This window comes from Erythrobacter sp. 'gip.4 top 5', assembly GCF_056495765.1.
The window spans coordinates 1,360,506-1,378,384 of sequence record NZ_CP200270.1 but is presented as its reverse complement, the minus strand read 5'-3'; the positions used below and the strand labels follow the sequence as shown (position 1 = coordinate 1,378,384).

Here is a 17,879-nt window from a genome sequence, read left to right as displayed (position 1 = left end):
TACATAGCAATGCCATGCGCAAAAAGCTACTTTGTGCGGGCGAAAACCGCCGTGTATTCGGGTTTGACCGCCGCAAAAACCGCCGCGTTGACGGGCAAGGTCGCCTCATACGCCCCTTCTGCGTAAGATCCGGCCACGTAAGGCGCGGCGATCAGGCCGATCCGGTCGAAGCTTTGCTTGTCCGATGAACCGACCAGCACGGTCAGATCGGCGATGGGTGGGCAGGTGAAGATGCTGTCTTCGCTGTAATCCGCGCCCAGCCGGGCCTTGCGTTCCGTTTCCAATGCCTTGCACCACGATGCCCCCAGCGCATCCTGCAAGGCGGCAGGCGAGCGGAACATGGCCTTGGGATCGAACGCCGCTCGCGCCTCGCGGTCCCACACCAGCGCGTCATAGGCGCTGTTGCCATGCGCGCCGCCGGTGTAGGCGTAGAAGCTGGCCGAGAGCGAAAGGAAGCGCGGCAGATCGGCGATCACTTCCCACGTCTTTTCAAAGCCCCGGTTGATGCAGGCCACGCAGTCGCTGCCGGCAAATTCGCGCAATGCGCCGTTCCAGTCGGCCTTCTGTTCGGCCAGCAACCGGTCACGCTCGGCGGTAAAGCGCGCGGTCAGCGCGGGGACGGCGGAGACTTCGGCGGGCCAGCTATAGGCGAATTCGCGCGTCGCCTCGCCCTTGCTGGCATTGTCGGTGAAATCGGTCTTGCCCGGTGCTGGAGCGGGCGGAAGGGGCGGAGCCGGGGGGACTGGCGCCGCCGAAGCCTGTTGCGCGCCGGAGCGTTCGGCGACATCGCCGGGCGCGGTACATGCCGCCAGCATAAGTCCCAACATCGCCCCCAGCATCGCCACCGTGCTTGCCCGAAGCAGACCCCTGCCTGTCCGGACGGGCAAGGCGCTTGCCTCCGCCAGACCCCCGCTAGACCCCTTCTTGCCCGGTCTTGCCTGATGTTTCACGTGGAACATGATGGCGCGCATCGTAGATCCCCTGCCTTCTCAAATTGCTGACCCGAATCTGCTGGTGACATTCGGCGTGCGCGGACTATGGAACACAGATGAGCGAACCCAAAGCACTGATCCGGCCCGATCGCGGCGAAGAGGCGACGGCCATTTATCTGGTCAACAAGGACGGTTTTGAAGCCTTCGCCAAAGAGCTGAAAACCGGGCAGTGCGCGGCGTTGGCTGGGCAGAAATTCGATGGCAGCGGCTATCAGGTCGCCATCGTTCCTGACGGGGACGGCTGGTTCGCAGTAGGCGGAGTCGCAAATCCGGAAAGCTTGTCGAGCTGGTGCCTGGCCAAGCTTGCCGAAGACCTGCCCGAAGGGGTGTACCGCGTCGCCAATGCGCAGCCCGGCCCGGCGATGTTCGGATGGATCACCGGCCAATATCGCTTCACCCGCTACAAAAGCGAGGACAAGGGCCAAGGCTCCCGCGTGCTGCTGACCACGCAAGTCGGACAGATCGAAGGTTTGACGGCCGAAGCCGAAGCAGAAAGCCTGATCCGCGATCTGGTCAATGCGCCGCCCGAAGACATGGGGCCAGCCGCGCTCGAAGCCCAGTGCGCAGCGCTCGCCAAGACGCACAAGGCGGAAATGACCGTGGTGCGTGGCGATACGCTGGAACAGGACTATCCGATGATCCACGCGGTAGGCCGGGCGGCGGCGCGGCATCATGACCCGCGGCTGATGCATCTTACGTGGGGCGATCCTTCGCACCCGGTGCTGGCGGTCGTCGGCAAGGGCGTGTGCTTCGATAGCGGTGGCCTGAACATCAAGCCGGGCGCAGGGATGCGGCTGATGAAGAAGGACATGGGCGGCGCGGCCCATGCGCTGGCGCTGGCCGGGCTGATCATGGGTGCGCGGTTGAAAGTGCGGCTGCATCTGCTGATCCCCGCGGTGGAAAATGCCATTTCGGGCGGCGCCTTCCGCCCCGGCGATGTGCTGAAAAGCCGCAAGGGCCTGACCGTGGAGATCGACAACACGGACGCCGAAGGGCGGCTGATCCTAGGGGATGCGCTGACCCGCGCATCGGAGGAAAAGCCCGATCTCATCGTCGATTTTGCCACCCTGACGGGCGCAGCGCGTGTGGCGCTCGGCCCTGATCTGCCCGCAATGATGGCGCGCAAGGCCGCAACCGCGGACGCGTTTCTGGCAGCGGGCAAGGCTCATGACGACGCGCCCTGGCGGCTGCCACTGCACGAGGGCTACCGCGAATATCTCGCTTCGGACATTGCCGACATGGTCAATTCCGCGTCCAATCCCTTTGCCGGGGCAAGCGTTGCAGGACTGTTTCTCGACCGCTTCGTCGATGAGGGGCTGGACTGGGTGCATTTCGACACCTTCGCCTGGACCCCTGCGCCCAAGCCGGGCCGCTCACGCGGAGGCCGCGGTCTTGGCTTGCGCGCATCATGGCACGCCTTGCGCGCCCGGTATGGCCAATGATTGATCGGCCTAGCCTTGCTCCACGGGCCGCTTGCCGCTAACGGCCCTGCCACGCCGACACTGGCCAGTGCGCGAGCGGGACAACCGGGGCTGACGGAACACAGATGAACGGCGCGGAGCGCGACAATCCGGAATACGCAGTGCCTGCGGGCGTGCTGGGCCTGAAAGGCCCGGTCGAAAAGCCTGCGCCCGGCACGCTCCCCCTGCGCGGCGATCTGGCGCACGTCGCGCTCGCGGGCATTCATTTGGCCGCACACTATGTCGTCCCCCAAGTCCGCATGATCAGCGCGACTGGCGCAGGTCTTCGCCTTTCTCCGCGCAATGATGCCGAGGTGTTTGTGCAGCTTGCACCCGAAAGCCGCTTTGAACTGCTTGATGTTGCAGGCGAATGGGTGTGGGGATGTCCGGGGCCGCAAGGGCCGAGCGGTTGGTGTCGGGCGAGTGAACTCGTTCCGGCTGAGGCCTGACGCGCGATGGCGATACGGCTGTTCATCGACGGTGCGGCAGGCACCACCGGCCTCGAAATCCGCGAGCGGTTGCAGGGGCGTGACGAGTTCGAATTGCTGGTGCTGGACGATGCCCAGCGCAAGGATGAAAGCGCCCGGCGCGATGCGCTCCACGCGGCGGACATTGCCATCCTTTGCCTGCCGGATGAGGCGGCCAAGGACGCGCTGACGCTTGTCAAAGGCGGCTCTACACGCATCATCGACGCCTCTAGCGCGCACCGGGTGGCATCTGGCTGGACTTATGGATTTCCCGAACTGATCGGGCACGACGCCATCGCAAATGCGCGTTTGGTGAGCAATCCAGGGTGCTACCCGACCGGCTTTCTCGGGCTGATCGCACCATTGGTGCGTGCCGGGCTGCTACCCGCCGACTGGCCCTTCACTGTCAACGCCGTGAGTGGATATTCTGGCGGCGGCAATACGCTGATTGCACGCTTTGAGGCAGAAGGCGCGCCCGCATTTCGCGCCTATGGTTTTGACATGGTGCACAAGCATCGCGCTGAGATGAAGTGTTACGCCGGGCTGGCGCATGGCGTGATCTTTGCTCCTGCCGTGGTGCCCGCCTATCGTGGCATGGTTGTTGAGGTGCCGCTGCATTTGGGCGCAATGCCGGGTGGCCCGGGTGCCCCGCAGCTTCGCGCGGCATTGCGAGATTTCTACGCCCATTCCGCCATAATTTCGGTCGCCGACGATACGGCCCCGGGAGAGCTGTTGCTGGAACGCAGCGCACCGCCCAGCGATTCAATGACGCTCCATGTTATTGGCAATGAAGGGGGCTGGCACGCCCGGCTTGTTGCCCGGCTCGATAATCTCGGCAAGGGTGCATCGGGCGCGGCGATCCATAACCTCAATATCATGTGCGGTCTGCCGGAGGCCACGGGCCTTCGCTTGTAAGCCTTAAGTTGCTGCTTAAAATTTGGGCAGGCCCCGATCAGATGCTGTGCACCCATTGCGCAGTGCACCATAATGTTGCTACCCATCAAACTCCGGTGAAAGACATCCGGCCCCTTGAGTCTTCAAGCGGCAAGGATCGTTCGCAGCCACAACAACAAGGCTTGGCACGGTTCTTGTTAAGAATCGGTCAGCAATCCAGCCAAGCGCGGATGGGCCAATCGGACGGGGACGACGTGAAAAAGATCGAAGCGATCATCAAACCCTTCAAGCTCGACGAGGTGAAGGAGGCGTTGCATGAAATCGGCGTGTCCGGGATCACCGTCACCGAAGCAAAAGGGTTTGGCCGCCAGAAGGGCCACACTGAGCTTTATCGCGGCGCTGAATATGTCGTCGATTTCCTGCCCAAGGTGAAGCTTGAAGTGGTCGTTTCCGACGATCAGGTTGAGCGTGTGGTCGAGGCCATCGCCGCAGCTGCGCAGACCGGACGCATCGGCGACGGCAAGATCTTCGTCACCGCAATTGAAAGCGCGCTGCGCATCCGCACCGGTGAGACCAACGACGACGCGGTCTGATTTTCCACCTCTCCTGCCTGCCCAAAATTGAATGGAATTGGGCAGAACGGTTACGATGATACTCGAAAGGCACACTCAAAATGTCGAACGCAAAAGATGTTCTCAAGCTCATCAAGGACGAGGAAATCGAGTGGGTTGATCTGCGCTTCACCGATCCCAAGGGCAAGTGGCAGCACCTCACCATGGTGGCTGGGCTTCTTGGCGAAGACGAGCTTGAAGACGGCCTGATGTTCGACGGTTCGTCGATCGTGGGCTGGAAGGCGATCAACGAGTCCGACATGATCCTGAAGCCCGATCTCACCGAAACATGGATCGATCCCTTCAGCGCCACGCCGATGCTGATCATCAATTGCGACATCGTCGAGCCTTCGACCGGCGACTGGTACAGCCGCGATCCGCGCACCACCGCCAAGCGCGCCGAGGTCTACCTCAAGTCGACCGGTATTGGTGACACCGTCTATGTCGGCCCGGAAGCCGAGTTCTTCATGTTCGACGATGTGCGCTTTGAAGACGGCTACGCCGGTTCCGGCTTTTCGATCGACGATATCGAACTGCCCACCAATACCGCCAAGGAATACGACCAAGGCAACATGGCCCACCGTCCGCGTGCCAAGGGCGGTTATTTCCCGTGCGCGCCGGTTGACAGCGCCGTCGACATCCGTGCCGAAATGGTGTCGACCATGCTTGAAATGGGCCTGCCCTGCGACAAGCACCACCACGAAGTCGCCGCCGCCCAGCACGAACTCGGCCTGACCTTCGGCACACTGGTGCAGACCGCCGACCGGATGCAGATCTACAAGTATGTCGTGCACCAGGTCGCCCATGCCTATGGCAAGACCGCAACCTTCATGCCTAAGCCGATCAAGGCCGATAACGGTTCAGGGATGCACACCCACATTTCGATCTGGAAGGATGGCAAGCCGATGTTTGCCGGCAATGAATATGCCGGCCTGTCGGAAATGTGCCTGTATTTCATCGGCGGCGTGATCAAGCATGCCAAGGCGCTGAATGCCTTCACCAACCCGACCACCAACAGCTACAAGCGGCTGGTGCCCGGCTTCGAAGCGCCAGTGCTGCTGGCCTATTCGGCGCGCAACCGTTCAGCTTCGTGCCGCATTCCTTACGGCACGGGCGACAAGGCCAAGCGCGTGGAATTCCGCTTCCCCGATGCGATGGCCAACCCCTACCTGTGCTATTCGGCATTGCTGATGGCGGGTCTGGACGGGATCGAGAACAAGATTCATCCGGGTGAAGCGATGGACAAGAACCTCTATGATCTGCCCCCGGCAGAACTGGCTGAAGTGCCGACCGTGTGCGGTTCCTTGCGTGAAGCGCTGGATAGCCTGGCCGCCGATCACGAATTCCTGCTCAAGGGCGACGTGTTCACCAAGGACCAGATCGAAGCTTATGCCGAGATTAAGTGGGAAGAGGTCATGCGCACCGAAACCACCCCGTGCCCGGTTGAATTCGATATGTATTACAGCATGTAAATCGCTTTGCACCGCATGGCAGTGCACGGTCAGGATCGAGGGCGGGGAAAGCGATTTCCCCGCCCTTTTTCGTGCCCTGCCCCTGCGCACTTCACCTCGGGGTGGGCGGGCAGTAAGGACGCAACACGGAACGTTAAACGAGGATATGCATGACCGAATCCCTTCTGCTATTGGCAGCCGGCCTTGTCTTGCTGGCGGTGGGCGGCGAATTGCTGGTGCGCGGAGCCGTCGGCATGGCAGCGCGGCTGGGCATCTCACCCCTGTTGGCAGGGCTGACAATCGTAGGCTTCGGCACGTCAATGCCTGAACTGGCGACCAGCGTGCAGGCTGCGCTGGCCGGATCGCCAGGTATTGCGTTGGGCAATGTCGTTGGATCAAATATCGCCAACATCCTGCTCGTGCTGGGCGTGTCGGCGTGTATCATGCCGCTGGCAGTGAACCCTGCCTCGTTTGCCCGCGATTCCCTCGCGATGGGCGGATCGGCCGTGCTGGCAACCGGCGCGGTGCTTCTGGGCGTGATCGGCTGGCTGCCGGGCGTCGTGCTGATTGCCGCGTTGATCGGTTACATCTGGTGGGCGTACAAATCCGAAAGCGCCGCCCCCTGCCCTGAAGGCGCGCGCCACGAAGCCGAGGTCGAGGATCACCCGGTGCCACCCAACACCGGCCCGGTGGTGTTGGTGGGAATGATCATCGCAGGCTTGGCCGCTGCTGTTTTCGGCGCGGGCTTCCTTGTCGACGGTGCAACCGTCATCGCGAGCGCGGCGGGCGTATCGGAAAGCGTCATCGGCCTCACCGTCGTGGCGGTTGGCACGTCCTTGCCTGAGCTGATCGCCTGTGTCGTTGCTGTGCTTCGCAAGCACGGCGATGTCGCGCTGGGCAATGTGGTGGGTTCGTGCATCTATAACCTGTTTGGCATTCTTGGGGCTACGGCATTGATCACCCCGATCGCGGTTCCCGCCGAGATCGCCGGTTTTGACATCTGGGTGATGCTTGGCGTGACCGCCTTGCTGCTTGTGCAATTGCGCAGTGGCTGGAAACTCTCGCGCATCGAAGGTGGGCTGCTTGTGCTGCTTTATGCAGGATACACCACGCTGCTGGCCATGCGCTGATTGGCTGCAATGTCCCCTATCGCGTGATGCGATAGGCCTGTTTGATCAACCATCATGCGCGTTGTGATGCCATAAAGCCACGGCTACGGGTTTCTATTACTCTGAGATGCTTCGTTCGGTCAGAGGGTTAGTTTGCCGGGTGCCAGCGAGCCATCATCGGCAGGTTTCAGGTCGCAAAAACCCCCGGAGGATCCATGATTGTGCGTGTTGGCCGGGTTTTTCCAGCGCTGATGGCGCAGATCGCCTCGTCATGTTTCGTGCTGGGTGGCGCAAGTGCACACGCTCAGACCAGTGCGGCGGCGTCGGCACCACAGGTGCGACAGGCGGGATCGGTGTGCCGTCAGGCGGTTCGCGCTTTTTCGATCCGAAGCCAGGTTCCAGCTACGGCAGGGCGCCATTTTACCGCCGCTCCATTTTATTGGGACTGGATCGCCCAGAACAATCCCTACTGCTATGTCGGAGCGAAGGCGTGCAACGGAAGCTGGGAAGACGCATCCCATTGGGTGTCCTTGCAGGGCGCCAACTACCGCATCAGCGGCGCAAAGGGAGAATTGGTGACCGGGGTGCCGCGCAAGCATGGTGAAGAGAACCTTGGCACCTCGGGTCAATTTGGTCAGGTCTGCATCCAGGGTCCGGCTGCCGGGACCGGCGTGCAGGGTTGTTCCGATCTTTCCACCGGCGCGTTCACGCCGACGCCGGGCGGCATCGGCATGGCCGACGGCAACCGCTTGGCCGGCGTGGTTCTACGCGACTTCGACGTAACGCTTGACAATGCTGGCCCAGGACACCCGGCAGCACGGTGACAATTGACCGCGTGACACTGCGCGGCCCTGCCGGGCTAAGCGTCGCCGGGTTAGTCGACGGTCTCGGCCGAGCGCACAGGATCCGTAGCGCCACAGATGGGGTATCCGGCGCCTTCACAGCTCAAAGGCTGCCGGCTATCCTCAGCCAATTGTTCACCTATCTGGACGACGCCGTGCTGATGGAAATCGTGGCAAAAAGCTACGGCGCCGTGATCAACCTAGCAGCTCCGTTCAGCGCGCATGCGCGAAATTGTTCGATCAGAACTGTCCAAACGCGGCGCTTGCGGGGCTCTACGATCTCAATTTCGTCACTGCCGATACGATCCGCACTACATTTGCTGCGCTGCCTCCAGTGAACGAACAGGCGGTGCAATCACTTTCAGCGCGATCGCTCAAACTGCGGCAGAACTTCAACGAAGCGCGCTTGCGCATAGCGGACAAGGCGCGCCAGGGCGGCAAGGTGGCTGTCACCGGGCGTCCGCTCGATCTCACGCACATGCGTGTTTCATCAACGGGCTTGCCGCTTGGCAGTGCGCTGATGGCGCTCCACGACGGCGCCAACAGTACTGAAATGACGGAGAGGAGCCTGCCCGACAATGTCGGCATTTTCCGTTCGGACGGCTGTGTCGGGCGCGCTGGGGCTTTCCTATGATCTCGAGAGCCGTTTTGGCACGGTCTCGCCTGGGGTCGAAGCCCGCCACGCAACGGTCGATCTTGCCACCGGCCGGCGTCAGCGGGGCGCCAGCATCCCGCGCCGTCCAACGGCAATGAAGCTCGCCATCAGAACCAGCACGTAGAACAACGTCAGCAGATCAAGTGGCGCGAGCGCGGCGGCGTAACCAAGATGCGCGAGGATCGACCACAGGCCCACCACGAGAAAGACCAGCCCGAAACCCCAGGCTCCGGCCTCGAGATTGATCGCCAGCATCAACTCGTCGCAGGCGCGGTAGATCAACGCGGACAGCACTGTCCCGATCACCAGTCCGCTCGCCGCCACCAGCAGCGCTGCAGCCTGCGGCACTGGGCCACCGGGCGCTGCAAGTGCCAACGCGAGAAGCGCCACACCCCACAGCGTCATGGCCCAACTCGAAAGGCTGAGCACCTTCTTCTGTTCGCGCAGTTCGTCGGCATCTTCGACATTCAGGAACCGCTCGCCAATCTTTGGGTTCGCCGCGCCGAGCGTTATACTGATCCCGATCACGGCATAAAGCACGCCCACTACCGCGGCGATGGTCCCCGATGCATTGAGCCCTCCCACGGCAGAACTATCGATAAACCGCATCATCGCGGCCGTGGCTGCAAACCCCGCAACGCCGCCGATCAGGGCGGGGATCAGCAGCTTGCGCACCCAGCGGGGCATGGCGGAGGACTTGTTGTCGGACATCATGCTTCAGGCTCCCAATGATCGATGAACAGTTCCGGCACGGTAACATCAAACAGACGCGCCATGCGCAAGGCGAGCGGCAGTGACGGATCATACTTGTCGGTCTCGACGGCGTTGATCGTCTGACGCGACACACCCAGCCGCCGGGCCAACTCACCCTGACTCCAGCCGTGTGCCTCGCGATGGTGCTTCAAACGGTTTTCCACGCAATCCCTGACCAGCGAATTATTCACGTGCATCCCAGCCGCGGGAGATTAGGAGGCCTGCCCAAGGCCGAGCCTGACAAGAGCTCTTTACAGTCAAGAACTCTTGTCAGTCAAGACCTCTTGTCACCCCATTTGCATAAAACCATTTTCCTACTGCAAGCGATTATGCGCAATGCGTTCGCCTCACTGCCAATGGAGGCGCATCTCCCATGCCCTATAAGCCGTCCTCTTCGCTGCTTACGCTGATCCGCCGATTGGCTGCTCTTTCCGGAACCACACCACCGGCTCCGCACCGCGTCAGCGCCGCAGGGATTGCCCTGATCAAGCGGTTCGAAGGCTGCGCGCGTCTTCGCACCGATGGCATGGTTGAAGCCTATCCCGATCCGGGCACGGGGGCTGCTCCGTGGACCATCGGCTGGGGCGCGACGGGGCACGATCACGTGAATGGCGGGCGCATCGGTCCCGGCACGCGCTGGACGCAGGCCGAATGCGACACGAGGCTGGCGCAGGATCTGGTCCGTTATGCGGCCGAAGTTGCCGCCGCAATCGGCGCCGCCCCGACCAATCAGGCCCAATTCGATGCGCTAGTCAGCTTTCACTACAACACCGGCGCGATTGCCCGCGCCACGCTGACGCGAAAGCATATTGCGGGCGATCATGCAGGCGCAGCGCGCGAATTCGCCCGCTGGAACCGTGCCGGCGGGCGCGTGCTCAAAGGCCTTGTGCGCCGCCGCGCCGCCGAAGCCGAATTGTATCTGAGTGCGGACTGAGAAAGCTGCTGTAGTCAAGGCGCCTGCTTCGCGTCACGCAAGGGGTGATCGCAGGCCGGATCGCATCTCTACCTCTTAATCAATAATCACGGCTCACCTGCACCACAGCCGAATCGCGCCCGATGGTTGACACCGTCCCCAGCAGTGCCAGCCAGCTTGTGATCCGATATTCGATCTGCGTCGCACTATAGCCACGCCCATCGGTCACCAGTTCAACATAAATGTTGCGGGTGATGTTCTTGCCAATCGCCACGCCCGTGCCGCGCCCGATCAACGGGTCGGCGCTGACAATCCGCAGTTGGTCAAGCCCGATCGAACGGCGCAATTCCCCGATCGGATCAAGCCCCCCACCCCCGCTTTGGAACGACGCCAGCGCCGCAGCCAGCTGCAAGGCATCGGTTGCGGAAAGCGAAGTCACCGATCCACCAAACAGCAGCCGCGCAAGGATCTCTTCCTCGGGCAAGGAAGGATCGCTCGAAAAGGCAATCAAGGGCGACTGCGCATTGCCGGTGATGGCGACATCGACATTGGTGCCGTTTTTCGCGGTTTCGGCCAGCACATCCAGCCGCGGATTGATCGGCTCGTTCACGTCGAACTGGATCCGCCCACGGGTCAATTCAAAGCGTGTTCCGGCAAAGGTGTAATCGCCGCGCACCAGCCTTGCACTGCCGCCGATGCGCGGATCGTCCACCGTACCGCGCAGCGCGATATCGATACCCCATTCGCTTTCAAGCCCAAGACCGTCGACAGCGACCCGGTTTGGCCCGCTGGCATTAACCAGATAGCGCCAGGCGGCATCACGTCCTGATACTTGCGTCCGAGCGCGCCCGTCCTCGCCATTGATTTCCCGCGTGGCAATGCGCGGCAGAGCGGCATCTTCTTCCGCGATCCCTAGCGCCCAAGCCGCCCGATCAATCGTGACGCGCCCGGCAATCGTTCCGCCCAAGCCGTTGGATACGATCCGCAAGGGCCCGGTGATGGTCGCCTCAAGGCCATTGGCATTCAGTATGCGCGCGTTGTTTACGGCTGCGCGCAAGTCCATCTGCGGTCCGCGTGTCGCGCTGATCCCGCCCAGATCAACCGTGCCACTCCCGCTGATCGTGCCGCCACCGGCGGTCGAGCCTGCAAAGCGCACCAGTTCAAGCCGCGATCCGGCAAAGCGTCCGCGCGCATTGATATTGCTGACGCGCGTGCCGGTAAGCGAACTTTCGAGAGTCAGGTCATCGGTTGCGAGCGTGCCGGTAATGCGCGGATCGGCGAGCGTACCGGTGGCACGCGCGGCGATCCGCAACGGGCCAGACAGGTCGAAAACCTCGATAGCGGCAAGGCGCCACAGCGTCTCGGCTGCGCCATCAAAGGTCAGACGCGCGCCCAGCTGGCCCCGCATCAAGCGATCCGTCAGCGCACCGTCTGCGCTAAGACCCGATATCCGCAACGCCACATCACCGCGCCGGTCCTCACCTTCAAACAGGCGCGCTGCCGCAGTGAGCTGCGAAGCTGTCAGATCAATTACCGCCAGCACGTTGACCGGCTTGGACGACAGCACCAAGCCAGCACGGCTGAAACGGTTGATCCGGCCCCGTGCGGTGGCGGTCGGCGGTGCGCGGCCATCCTGACGATAATCGAGCACTCCTGTCAAACGTCCACCAAGGCCAAGGTCAGCCCCCGCCAGATCGAGCAGGCGCAGAGGCATCCGCGCCAGCTTCAGCTCAAGCGCGGTGGTCCCGCCCCCAAAGCTGCCCTGCGCGATGGCAAAGCCGCCGCCAAAACCAACCTGGGTGGGGGCCAGCTGCCAACCATCGCCATCTTCGCGGGCAGTCAGAACAGCGCGTCGTGGCATCGTGATTTGCGCATTGCCATATTGGCCCCGCGCGACCGCTGCGATCCGGCTTGGCGCGACATCAGCATCGAAATTGAGTGCGAAGCGATCCGCACGGCGTCCGGAAAGTGCACCTGTGACCTTGCCTTGACCATTGGCAATCGCAGCCTTGGCTGTGAGATTGGCCAGGTTTAGGCCACCATATTCAAGCCCGGCCGCGGTGACATCGGCATCGACATTGGTGCCGCTTTCAGCATAGCGCCCGGTCGCAGTAATGTCAGCGCTGGCGATGCTGATCGGTGTGGCCCCGCCGAAACTTGCATTGCGGGCCGCCAGATCGACAGCAAAGCCGATGGCATCGACGGGCTGCGGACGGAACGCGACGGTGCCGTTCACGCCGCCGCCTGTCAGTCTGAGATCGCCCGATGGACCTGCGTCCGCCAGAACCACCTCTCCGGTAACAGTGGTGCGATAGACATCCAGCCGATCAATCGCTACGCGCGTCGGCGCATCCGCGGGCAGGATCAGTTGCAGGGCGCCTTCGAACTCTCCGAGCAAAGACTGTCCCGCCACATCCAGACCGAAGCCCTGATCGCTAGGGGCCAACGCAATGCGCACGTCCTTGAGGCCGGCAGCGGGGTAAGGATCGGCGAGCACTAACACGGCGCGCGGGCCATCTGCCGCGATTTCGGCGTCAAAGCTGAAGGGGCCATATTGCGCCTGTCGCCCGCTGCCCGCCAGCACGGTGCGGGTGACGCCTCCACCGGTCACGATCCGGCTATCGAGCCGGGCGTTGAGCCGGGGTGAGGTGATCACGGTATCACGAAACACGATCGCCTCGTTCGCGCCCATGCTGAACGCGCCCCTGAAGCGGACCTGTTCGCCAGCGAGATTGACGAGCGTGGCATTGCCGATCCGGCTGAGAACGCCTGCGAGGTTGGCGCGCAGGCTCCAGGGCACCGATGGGCCGAACTTGGCCAGAATCTTGGCGTTGGCGGTCACATCGCCCGCCCCTTCGATGGCGAGGCGGCTGGCTGTGATCGGGCCTGCGATCGCGTAGGCACCGCTGGCAATGTCACCGCGCAATGTCAATGTGGCGTCAAGCCCGGGGAAGTCGATCTGCGTGCGATCAGCGACGAGGCGTTGGCGCGCGAAGTCATAGGTCAGAAGACCTGTGATACGGCCCTTGACCAGGCGCGGATCGGCAAAGGCATTGCCAGTGGTCACGCGTTCGGCCGTGAGTGCAAGCGGAAGGCTCAGAACCTTTCCGTCGATGCGGCCCACGCCGTCCTGCGCCAGTCCAGTGGCGATAATGCCCGAAGCGGCCAAACGGGCAACGGCGATTTCATGTTTGATCGCAAGATCGTCAAACGCGCCCTGAAGATTCGCGGCCAAGCGTCCGCCTTCGATTTGCAACGCTTCGCCAAATAGGTCGGGATCGCGAAGGGCAAATTGTACCCGCGCCCCGTCAACGACATTGTCAGCAAGATCGACCACGCCGGCGGCGCGCAGGTCCACCGCATCTGAAACAGCGGTCGCGCTCCCCTCGATCACGCTATTTTCCAGCTTGAACCCGACCGCAAGCGACAGCGTCTCCCCCAGCGCACGGGCAGTGAGCGTTTCGCCGGAAAGGCCGGGGCGAAGCTGGCCAATCACACCGTAGCGTCCTGCATCGTTGCTGATCCGGAATGCGGCAACCGGCGGTTGTGCGCTGTCACCGATGCGCCGCGCGGTCGCAGCGCCGCGCCAGCGTGTCCAGGTGCCGTCGCCAACGATGCGCCCGGCATAACCTTCTTCCAGCCCCGCCAACCCCGCCAGCACGCCGCCCGCAGGCGCGCGTACGTCCGCTGCAAGATCGAACCGGTCCCCATCAGGCTCAGCATCAAGTAACAGATTGATCCGGTCTTGCGCCCCCAATTGCGCCTTGGCATCAATCAGCGCGCGCCCTCGGCGGATATCGACTTGCGCGACAAGATTGGCGCGCTCGTCACTATCGGTAGCGACGCCTCGGGCAATCACCAGATTCTCGATCCTGAGCGTGTCGATCCGGATATCAAAATTCGGCAGCAGGGGCGCATCAGGATCGCCGGGGAGCAGTTCCGGCAAGCGGGTCAGGCGCCCGCGCTGTGCGGTGACTTCACGGATATCAAGTCCGCTCCACAGCCAATTCAGCGGTCGCCAATCGAGCTGCATCACGGGAACGGTCAGGAACGCACCCTTAGTATCGCTCACCACCACATTGCGCAGCACGGCCTGCCGGTAAATATCGCCTTCGATCCGTCCGATCGTAAACCTAAGACCCGATGCTGGCGCCACGCTGGCGATCTGATCGGCAATGAAACGCTTGCCAATCGGGGTGGCAAAAAACAGCGCGATCAGCAGCAGTGGTCCCAGGAGGATCGCCAGCGCCCAGCCCAATCGCTTGCGCCAACGCCGCCACACGCCGCTGCCCCGCAGAGGCATAGTCTCGTGCTCACGCTCAGGCGGGATGGCGGTGTCTTCAGTCATCAGAAAGCTTGACCCAAGCTGACATAGACCACCACCGGGCTATCAAACTCGGTGCGGTTGAGCGGCGTGGCGACATCGACGCGGATCGGACCGAAGGTCGTCTTGTAGCGTATGCCAATCCCTGCGCCGAAGCGAATTTCCTCAAAATTGGGCGTCGATCCCCGCGAGACCGAACCTGCATCGATGAAGGGCACGACTTCCACCGCGCCATCGAACAGCGGCGTTGCAATGCGGGCCTCGAGCGCGAATTCCACAAGCGAGGCGCCCCCTGTGGGGATGCCCTGCTCGTCGCGCGGCCCAACGCCCTGGAAGCCGTAGCCGCGTACGGACGCGCCGCCGCCGCCATACAGCCGGCGCGAAGGCGCAATCGCCTCGATCCCTGCGCCCTGGATCGTCGCCGCTCGTACCCGCCCTGCCATCACGGTCGATCCGATCGACTGATAATAGGTTGCGTCTGCCTGCGAGCGCAGATAAAACGACTGCGTCCCTTCCGAGCGTGAAACCTCGGGCGCGACGAAGAGCGTTGCGCGGTAGCCTTGCGTGGGATCAAGCAGATCGTCGCTCGCATCCAGCGTCACACTGCCGAACACTCCGCCGATGAGGAACGCCCGTCTCGGAAGCGTGAGATCCGGTTCGTCGCGCAAGCGACGATTGAAGTTGCGTTCGTCGGTGTAAAGCAGTTCGCCGCCAACCTGGAAACTGAGCGGTTTCTGGAACAGGATGTTGGACACTTTTTCAAAGGTTCCACGCAAGCCAAAGCCGCGCGAATCCACCGCCAGCGTGGTGATGTCGCTGGCATAGAGATCCGCGCTCAGCACCTGATCGCGGCCAAGGAAATTGTTGCGCCGCACCCCCACGCTGGCGAGCGCTTCGCGTGTGCCGAGAATACCGCGCAGCCGCAGCGCGCCTTCGGGCGGAAACAGGTTGCGATGTTCCCACCGGCCTTCAAGCTTGAACCCGTCTTCGGTGCCGTAGCCGATCGCACCGGCGATGGTGCGCAACGGGGCGCGTTCAAATTCGACATCGAGTGCGACTTCGCCGGGCACACCATCTTGCGGGCTGCGCGTTTCGCGCGGCGTGACAGATACGCTGGAGACAAGGCCGGTGGCGATAATCGCACGGCGCAGATCGGTTTCAAGTCTTTGCTGGAATACATCGCCTTCATCAAAACGCGCGATTTCGGCGATGTGCCGACCGGACAGAAAGCGATCATCGCTGCTCACGATCTCGCCGAAAACATACTTGCCACCAGGCACGACCGGCAGTGTCAGATCACCTTCGACGCGGGCGTGATCAATCAGCAAAGCGGGCTCAGACACTTCAGCGAAGGGGTAACCCGTCTCGCCGAGCGCGACGCGCAATTCAAGCTCGCGCTCGATTATCCGATCGGCATACAGCGGATCCCCCGACTTGATCCCGAAGGCTGCGATTAGGCGGGACGCGTCCGGTTCCGGTAGGGCCGGCAGACCGCCCAAATCGACGCGGCCAAAGCGGTAGAGCGCGCCGGGCAGGATATCGAACCGAACGCTCGGTTCACGCGAGGCGGCCTGGGCCGCCTGCTCGGCTTCGGCCGCATCATCATTGCCGTTGCCAGCGCGCCTGCCACCGGAAAGCTGGCGCACCACTTCGCCGTCGTAATAGCCATAGGTGCGCAGGATATCGCCCAACAACACCTCGTCAGCACGCGCCCGGGCAGCAACTTGCGGGCCGGATTCATCGCCATCATCGAGCAAGCGCAAGGTCGATAGATCCTTGAACCGCTGAACGAATTCGTCCTTTTCCGGAAAGGCGTCCTCGGCCTCTGGCATAGCAAGCACTAGCGTGCTGGAGATTTTTGTTTCTGCCAGTTCCGGTAGATCACCCAGCGTCGGCGGCGCTATTGAAGCCAGAGCCTCAAGTTCCGGATCGGGATCAAGCGGCTGGGGATTCTCCAGCGAAAAATCTGCAAAGACGCCATCAATAGCAGGCTGCAAGGCAGGGTCTGGCGGCGGGAGAAAACCCTCCAAAGGGTCGCCTGACGCAGGGCTACCGCCGTCAACAAAATCATTGTCCGACACCACCACTGGAGCAGTATTAGCCACCCCCGCGGCTGCCCAATCTTCGGGATTGGTCACGGCATCGGCCGGGATCAGATCGTCAAGCGATTGTGGCACCGGGGCCGGTTCAGCATCCCCGACCAAAACATCCCCCGGCTCGCCATCGGGCACAGGCCCAGTCTGCGGACGCGAGTCTTCATCGGGCGCCGCCTGCTGCGCTGCAGCCGGAAACGCGCCTAGTGCCAGCGCTCCCTGACCCAATCCGGCAAATATCGCGAGACCGAGCTTGAGATGCCGCTGGATCTCAGCTTGCCGAGAACTTGACAGGTTGGCCATCCTTGCCCCGAGCACCTGCGCCCATTGCGACTAGGCCTTCGTCTTGCGATTGCCGCGGCGCCGTAGCAGCCGCAATCAACCGATGCTGTTCATCCGCTTCCATGCGCTGCCAACCTTCGCGGGTCAGCCGCTCAAGCGGGCGGTAGCGAACCTTGTATTGCATACGCGGACTGCCTTCGACCCAATATCCGAGATATACATAGGGCAATGCCTCATCGGCGGCCCGGCGAATATGATCGAGGATAATAAAATTGCCCAAACCTGCGCGATCCGGGTGATCGGGTTCATAAAAGGAGTAGATCATCGACAAGCCATCACCCTGCCGATCGGTCAGGCAGGCGCCCACCAGCCGCCCTGGCTTGCCGTCCGGCAAAGGCTCTCGATATTCGGTCACGACACTGCCGACGGGCGTGTGTTCGATCATGTCGGCGTAATCGAGCTCATCCATCGCCGACATGCCGCCATCGGGATGTCGCGCGCCAAGATAGCGCGCCAACAGCGCAAATTGTTCATCGGTTGCCCAAGGGCGACATTCATTGACGATCAGATCGGCGTTACGCTTGAGTTCGCGCTTCTGCGTGGCCGACGGCTGGAATTGCGTGGCCAGTACGCGCACCGAAACACAGGCCTCACAATCGAGGCACGACGGGCGATAGGCAACCGTCTGACTGCGGCGAAAGCCAATGCGGCCCAGCGCTTCATTCAGCTGATCGGCGTGCGGGCCTTTCAGCTCAGTGAAAACCTTCCGCTCGCTCCGCCCCGGCAGATAGGGACAGGGCGCAGGGCTGGTCACAAAGAACCGGGGAAAGCGGATCGGAGCCGTCACGGATGGAGCCAGTCCTTCTTGTGTTGAATCGCAAATGGCGAAACCGTTAAGAAAATCTTATGCCCGTACGTGTGCTCCGGTAAAAGTCCTTTAACCATGAAAATATCGCGAATTGCGCAGGCAATCGCGCAACCTGTCGAAAAGGGCGTGTGTGAGGATGCCAGGCGGGACGATTTCGTCCTGTTC

At 62.4% G+C, this 17,879-nt stretch carries 15 protein-coding genes; 9 read left to right on the top strand and 6 right to left on the bottom strand.

Annotated elements, in window-relative coordinates:
* Nucleotides 1-26 precede the first annotated feature (26 nt).
* A complete protein-coding gene (locus ACRANW_RS06475; protein ID WP_479433709.1) occupies nt 27-959 on the bottom strand; it encodes a PdaC/SigV domain-containing protein in 933 nt (310 codons plus the stop codon).
* A gap of 89 nt (nt 960-1,048) precedes the next feature.
* On the opposite strand from ACRANW_RS06475, the gene ACRANW_RS06470 reads away from it, so the two are divergent.
* From ACRANW_RS06470 to ACRANW_RS06435, 8 genes are all read left to right on the top strand, one after another.
* Nucleotides 1,049-2,434 carry a leucyl aminopeptidase family protein gene (locus ACRANW_RS06470; RefSeq protein WP_479433708.1) on the top strand — a complete coding sequence of 462 codons (1,386 nt, stop codon included), beginning with the start codon at nt 1,049-1,051 and terminating at the stop codon, nt 2,432-2,434.
* A 104-nt stretch (nt 2,435-2,538) separates the two neighbouring features.
* Nucleotides 2,539-2,901, top strand: coding sequence for a hypothetical protein (locus ACRANW_RS06465; protein ID WP_479433707.1), 363 nt, complete (start codon nt 2,539-2,541; stop codon nt 2,899-2,901).
* 6 nt (nt 2,902-2,907) lie between these two features.
* Complete coding sequence (gene argC, locus ACRANW_RS06460) at nt 2,908-3,834, top strand: N-acetyl-gamma-glutamyl-phosphate reductase (protein ID WP_479433706.1); 927 nt, start codon at nt 2,908-2,910, stop codon at nt 3,832-3,834.
* Nucleotides 3,835-4,067: 233 nt separating this feature from the next.
* Complete coding sequence (locus tag ACRANW_RS06455; protein WP_479433878.1) at nt 4,068-4,406, top strand: P-II family nitrogen regulator; 339 nt, start codon at nt 4,068-4,070, stop codon at nt 4,404-4,406.
* Nucleotides 4,407-4,486: 80 nt separating this feature from the next.
* The gene (glnA, locus tag ACRANW_RS06450) at nt 4,487-5,896 is read left to right on the top strand and encodes a type I glutamate--ammonia ligase (protein ID WP_479433705.1); all 1,410 of its coding nucleotides are present in this window, start codon (nt 4,487-4,489) and stop codon (nt 5,894-5,896) included.
* A 149-nt stretch (nt 5,897-6,045) separates the two neighbouring features.
* The gene (locus tag ACRANW_RS06445; RefSeq protein ID WP_479433704.1) at nt 6,046-7,005 is read left to right on the top strand and encodes a calcium/sodium antiporter; all 960 of its coding nucleotides are present in this window, start codon (nt 6,046-6,048) and stop codon (nt 7,003-7,005) included.
* A gap of 194 nt (nt 7,006-7,199) precedes the next feature.
* Complete coding sequence (locus ACRANW_RS06440; RefSeq protein WP_479433703.1) at nt 7,200-7,808, top strand: hypothetical protein; 609 nt, start codon at nt 7,200-7,202, stop codon at nt 7,806-7,808.
* A 250-nt stretch (nt 7,809-8,058) separates the two neighbouring features.
* Nucleotides 8,059-8,460 carry a hypothetical protein gene (locus ACRANW_RS06435; protein WP_479433702.1) on the top strand — a complete coding sequence of 134 codons (402 nt, stop codon included), beginning with the start codon at nt 8,059-8,061 and terminating at the stop codon, nt 8,458-8,460.
* A gap of 78 nt (nt 8,461-8,538) precedes the next feature.
* On the opposite strand, the gene ACRANW_RS06430 is transcribed toward ACRANW_RS06435, so the two are convergent.
* Together ACRANW_RS06430 and ACRANW_RS06425 are read right to left on the bottom strand one after the other, a co-directional pair.
* On the bottom strand, nt 8,539-9,195 hold the full coding sequence (locus ACRANW_RS06430) for a hypothetical protein (protein WP_479433701.1): 657 nt from the start codon (nt 9,193-9,195) through the stop codon (nt 8,539-8,541).
* The gene (locus tag ACRANW_RS06425; RefSeq protein ID WP_479433877.1) at nt 9,192-9,398 is read right to left on the bottom strand and encodes a helix-turn-helix transcriptional regulator; all 207 of its coding nucleotides are present in this window, start codon (nt 9,396-9,398) and stop codon (nt 9,192-9,194) included. Before ACRANW_RS06425 ends, ACRANW_RS06430 begins: the two co-directional genes overlap by 4 nt.
* Before the next feature lie 209 nt (nt 9,399-9,607).
* On the opposite strand from ACRANW_RS06425, the gene ACRANW_RS06420 reads away from it, so the two are divergent.
* Nucleotides 9,608-10,168 carry a lysozyme gene (locus tag ACRANW_RS06420; protein ID WP_479433700.1) on the top strand — a complete coding sequence of 187 codons (561 nt, stop codon included), beginning with the start codon at nt 9,608-9,610 and terminating at the stop codon, nt 10,166-10,168.
* Between the two features lie 79 nt (nt 10,169-10,247).
* On the opposite strand, the gene ACRANW_RS06415 is transcribed toward ACRANW_RS06420, so the two are convergent.
* From ACRANW_RS06415 to ACRANW_RS06405, 3 genes are read right to left on the bottom strand one after another with little or no spacing between them, the layout of a single operon-like run.
* Complete coding sequence (locus ACRANW_RS06415; protein ID WP_479433699.1) at nt 10,248-14,495, bottom strand: translocation/assembly module TamB domain-containing protein; 4,248 nt, start codon at nt 14,493-14,495, stop codon at nt 10,248-10,250.
* Nucleotides 14,495-16,867, bottom strand: coding sequence for an autotransporter assembly complex protein TamA (locus ACRANW_RS06410; protein WP_479433698.1), 2,373 nt, complete (start codon nt 16,865-16,867; stop codon nt 14,495-14,497). Before ACRANW_RS06410 ends, ACRANW_RS06415 begins: the two co-directional genes overlap by 1 nt.
* Nucleotides 16,836-17,693: an arginyltransferase gene (locus tag ACRANW_RS06405; RefSeq protein ID WP_479433697.1), complete on the bottom strand. Its 858-nt coding sequence runs from the start codon at nt 17,691-17,693 to the stop codon at nt 16,836-16,838. Before ACRANW_RS06405 ends, ACRANW_RS06410 begins: the two co-directional genes overlap by 32 nt.
* Nucleotides 17,694-17,879: the final 186 nt, after the last annotated feature.

What these genes read in the sequence shown, in the direction of transcription:
- ACRANW_RS06475 (WP_479433709.1), bottom strand. Translation starts at nt 959, where the DNA reads ATGTTCCACGTGAAACATCAGGCAAGACCGGGCAAGAAGGGGTCTAGC.
- ACRANW_RS06470 (WP_479433708.1), top strand. Translation starts at nt 1,049, where the DNA reads ATGAGCGAACCCAAAGCACTGATCCGGCCCGATCGCGGCGAAGAGGCG.
- ACRANW_RS06465 (WP_479433707.1), top strand. Translation starts at nt 2,539, where the DNA reads ATGAACGGCGCGGAGCGCGACAATCCGGAATACGCAGTGCCTGCGGGC.
- argC (WP_479433706.1), top strand. Translation starts at nt 2,908, where the DNA reads ATGGCGATACGGCTGTTCATCGACGGTGCGGCAGGCACCACCGGCCTC.
- glnA (WP_479433705.1), top strand. Translation starts at nt 4,487, where the DNA reads ATGTCGAACGCAAAAGATGTTCTCAAGCTCATCAAGGACGAGGAAATC.
- ACRANW_RS06445 (WP_479433704.1), top strand. Translation starts at nt 6,046, where the DNA reads ATGACCGAATCCCTTCTGCTATTGGCAGCCGGCCTTGTCTTGCTGGCG.
- ACRANW_RS06440 (WP_479433703.1), top strand. Translation starts at nt 7,200, where the DNA reads ATGATTGTGCGTGTTGGCCGGGTTTTTCCAGCGCTGATGGCGCAGATC.
- ACRANW_RS06430 (WP_479433701.1), bottom strand. Translation starts at nt 9,195, where the DNA reads ATGATGTCCGACAACAAGTCCTCCGCCATGCCCCGCTGGGTGCGCAAG.
- ACRANW_RS06420 (WP_479433700.1), top strand. Translation starts at nt 9,608, where the DNA reads ATGCCCTATAAGCCGTCCTCTTCGCTGCTTACGCTGATCCGCCGATTG.
- ACRANW_RS06415 (WP_479433699.1), bottom strand. Translation starts at nt 14,495, where the DNA reads ATGACTGAAGACACCGCCATCCCGCCTGAGCGTGAGCACGAGACTATG.
- ACRANW_RS06410 (WP_479433698.1), bottom strand. Translation starts at nt 16,867, where the DNA reads ATGGCCAACCTGTCAAGTTCTCGGCAAGCTGAGATCCAGCGGCATCTC.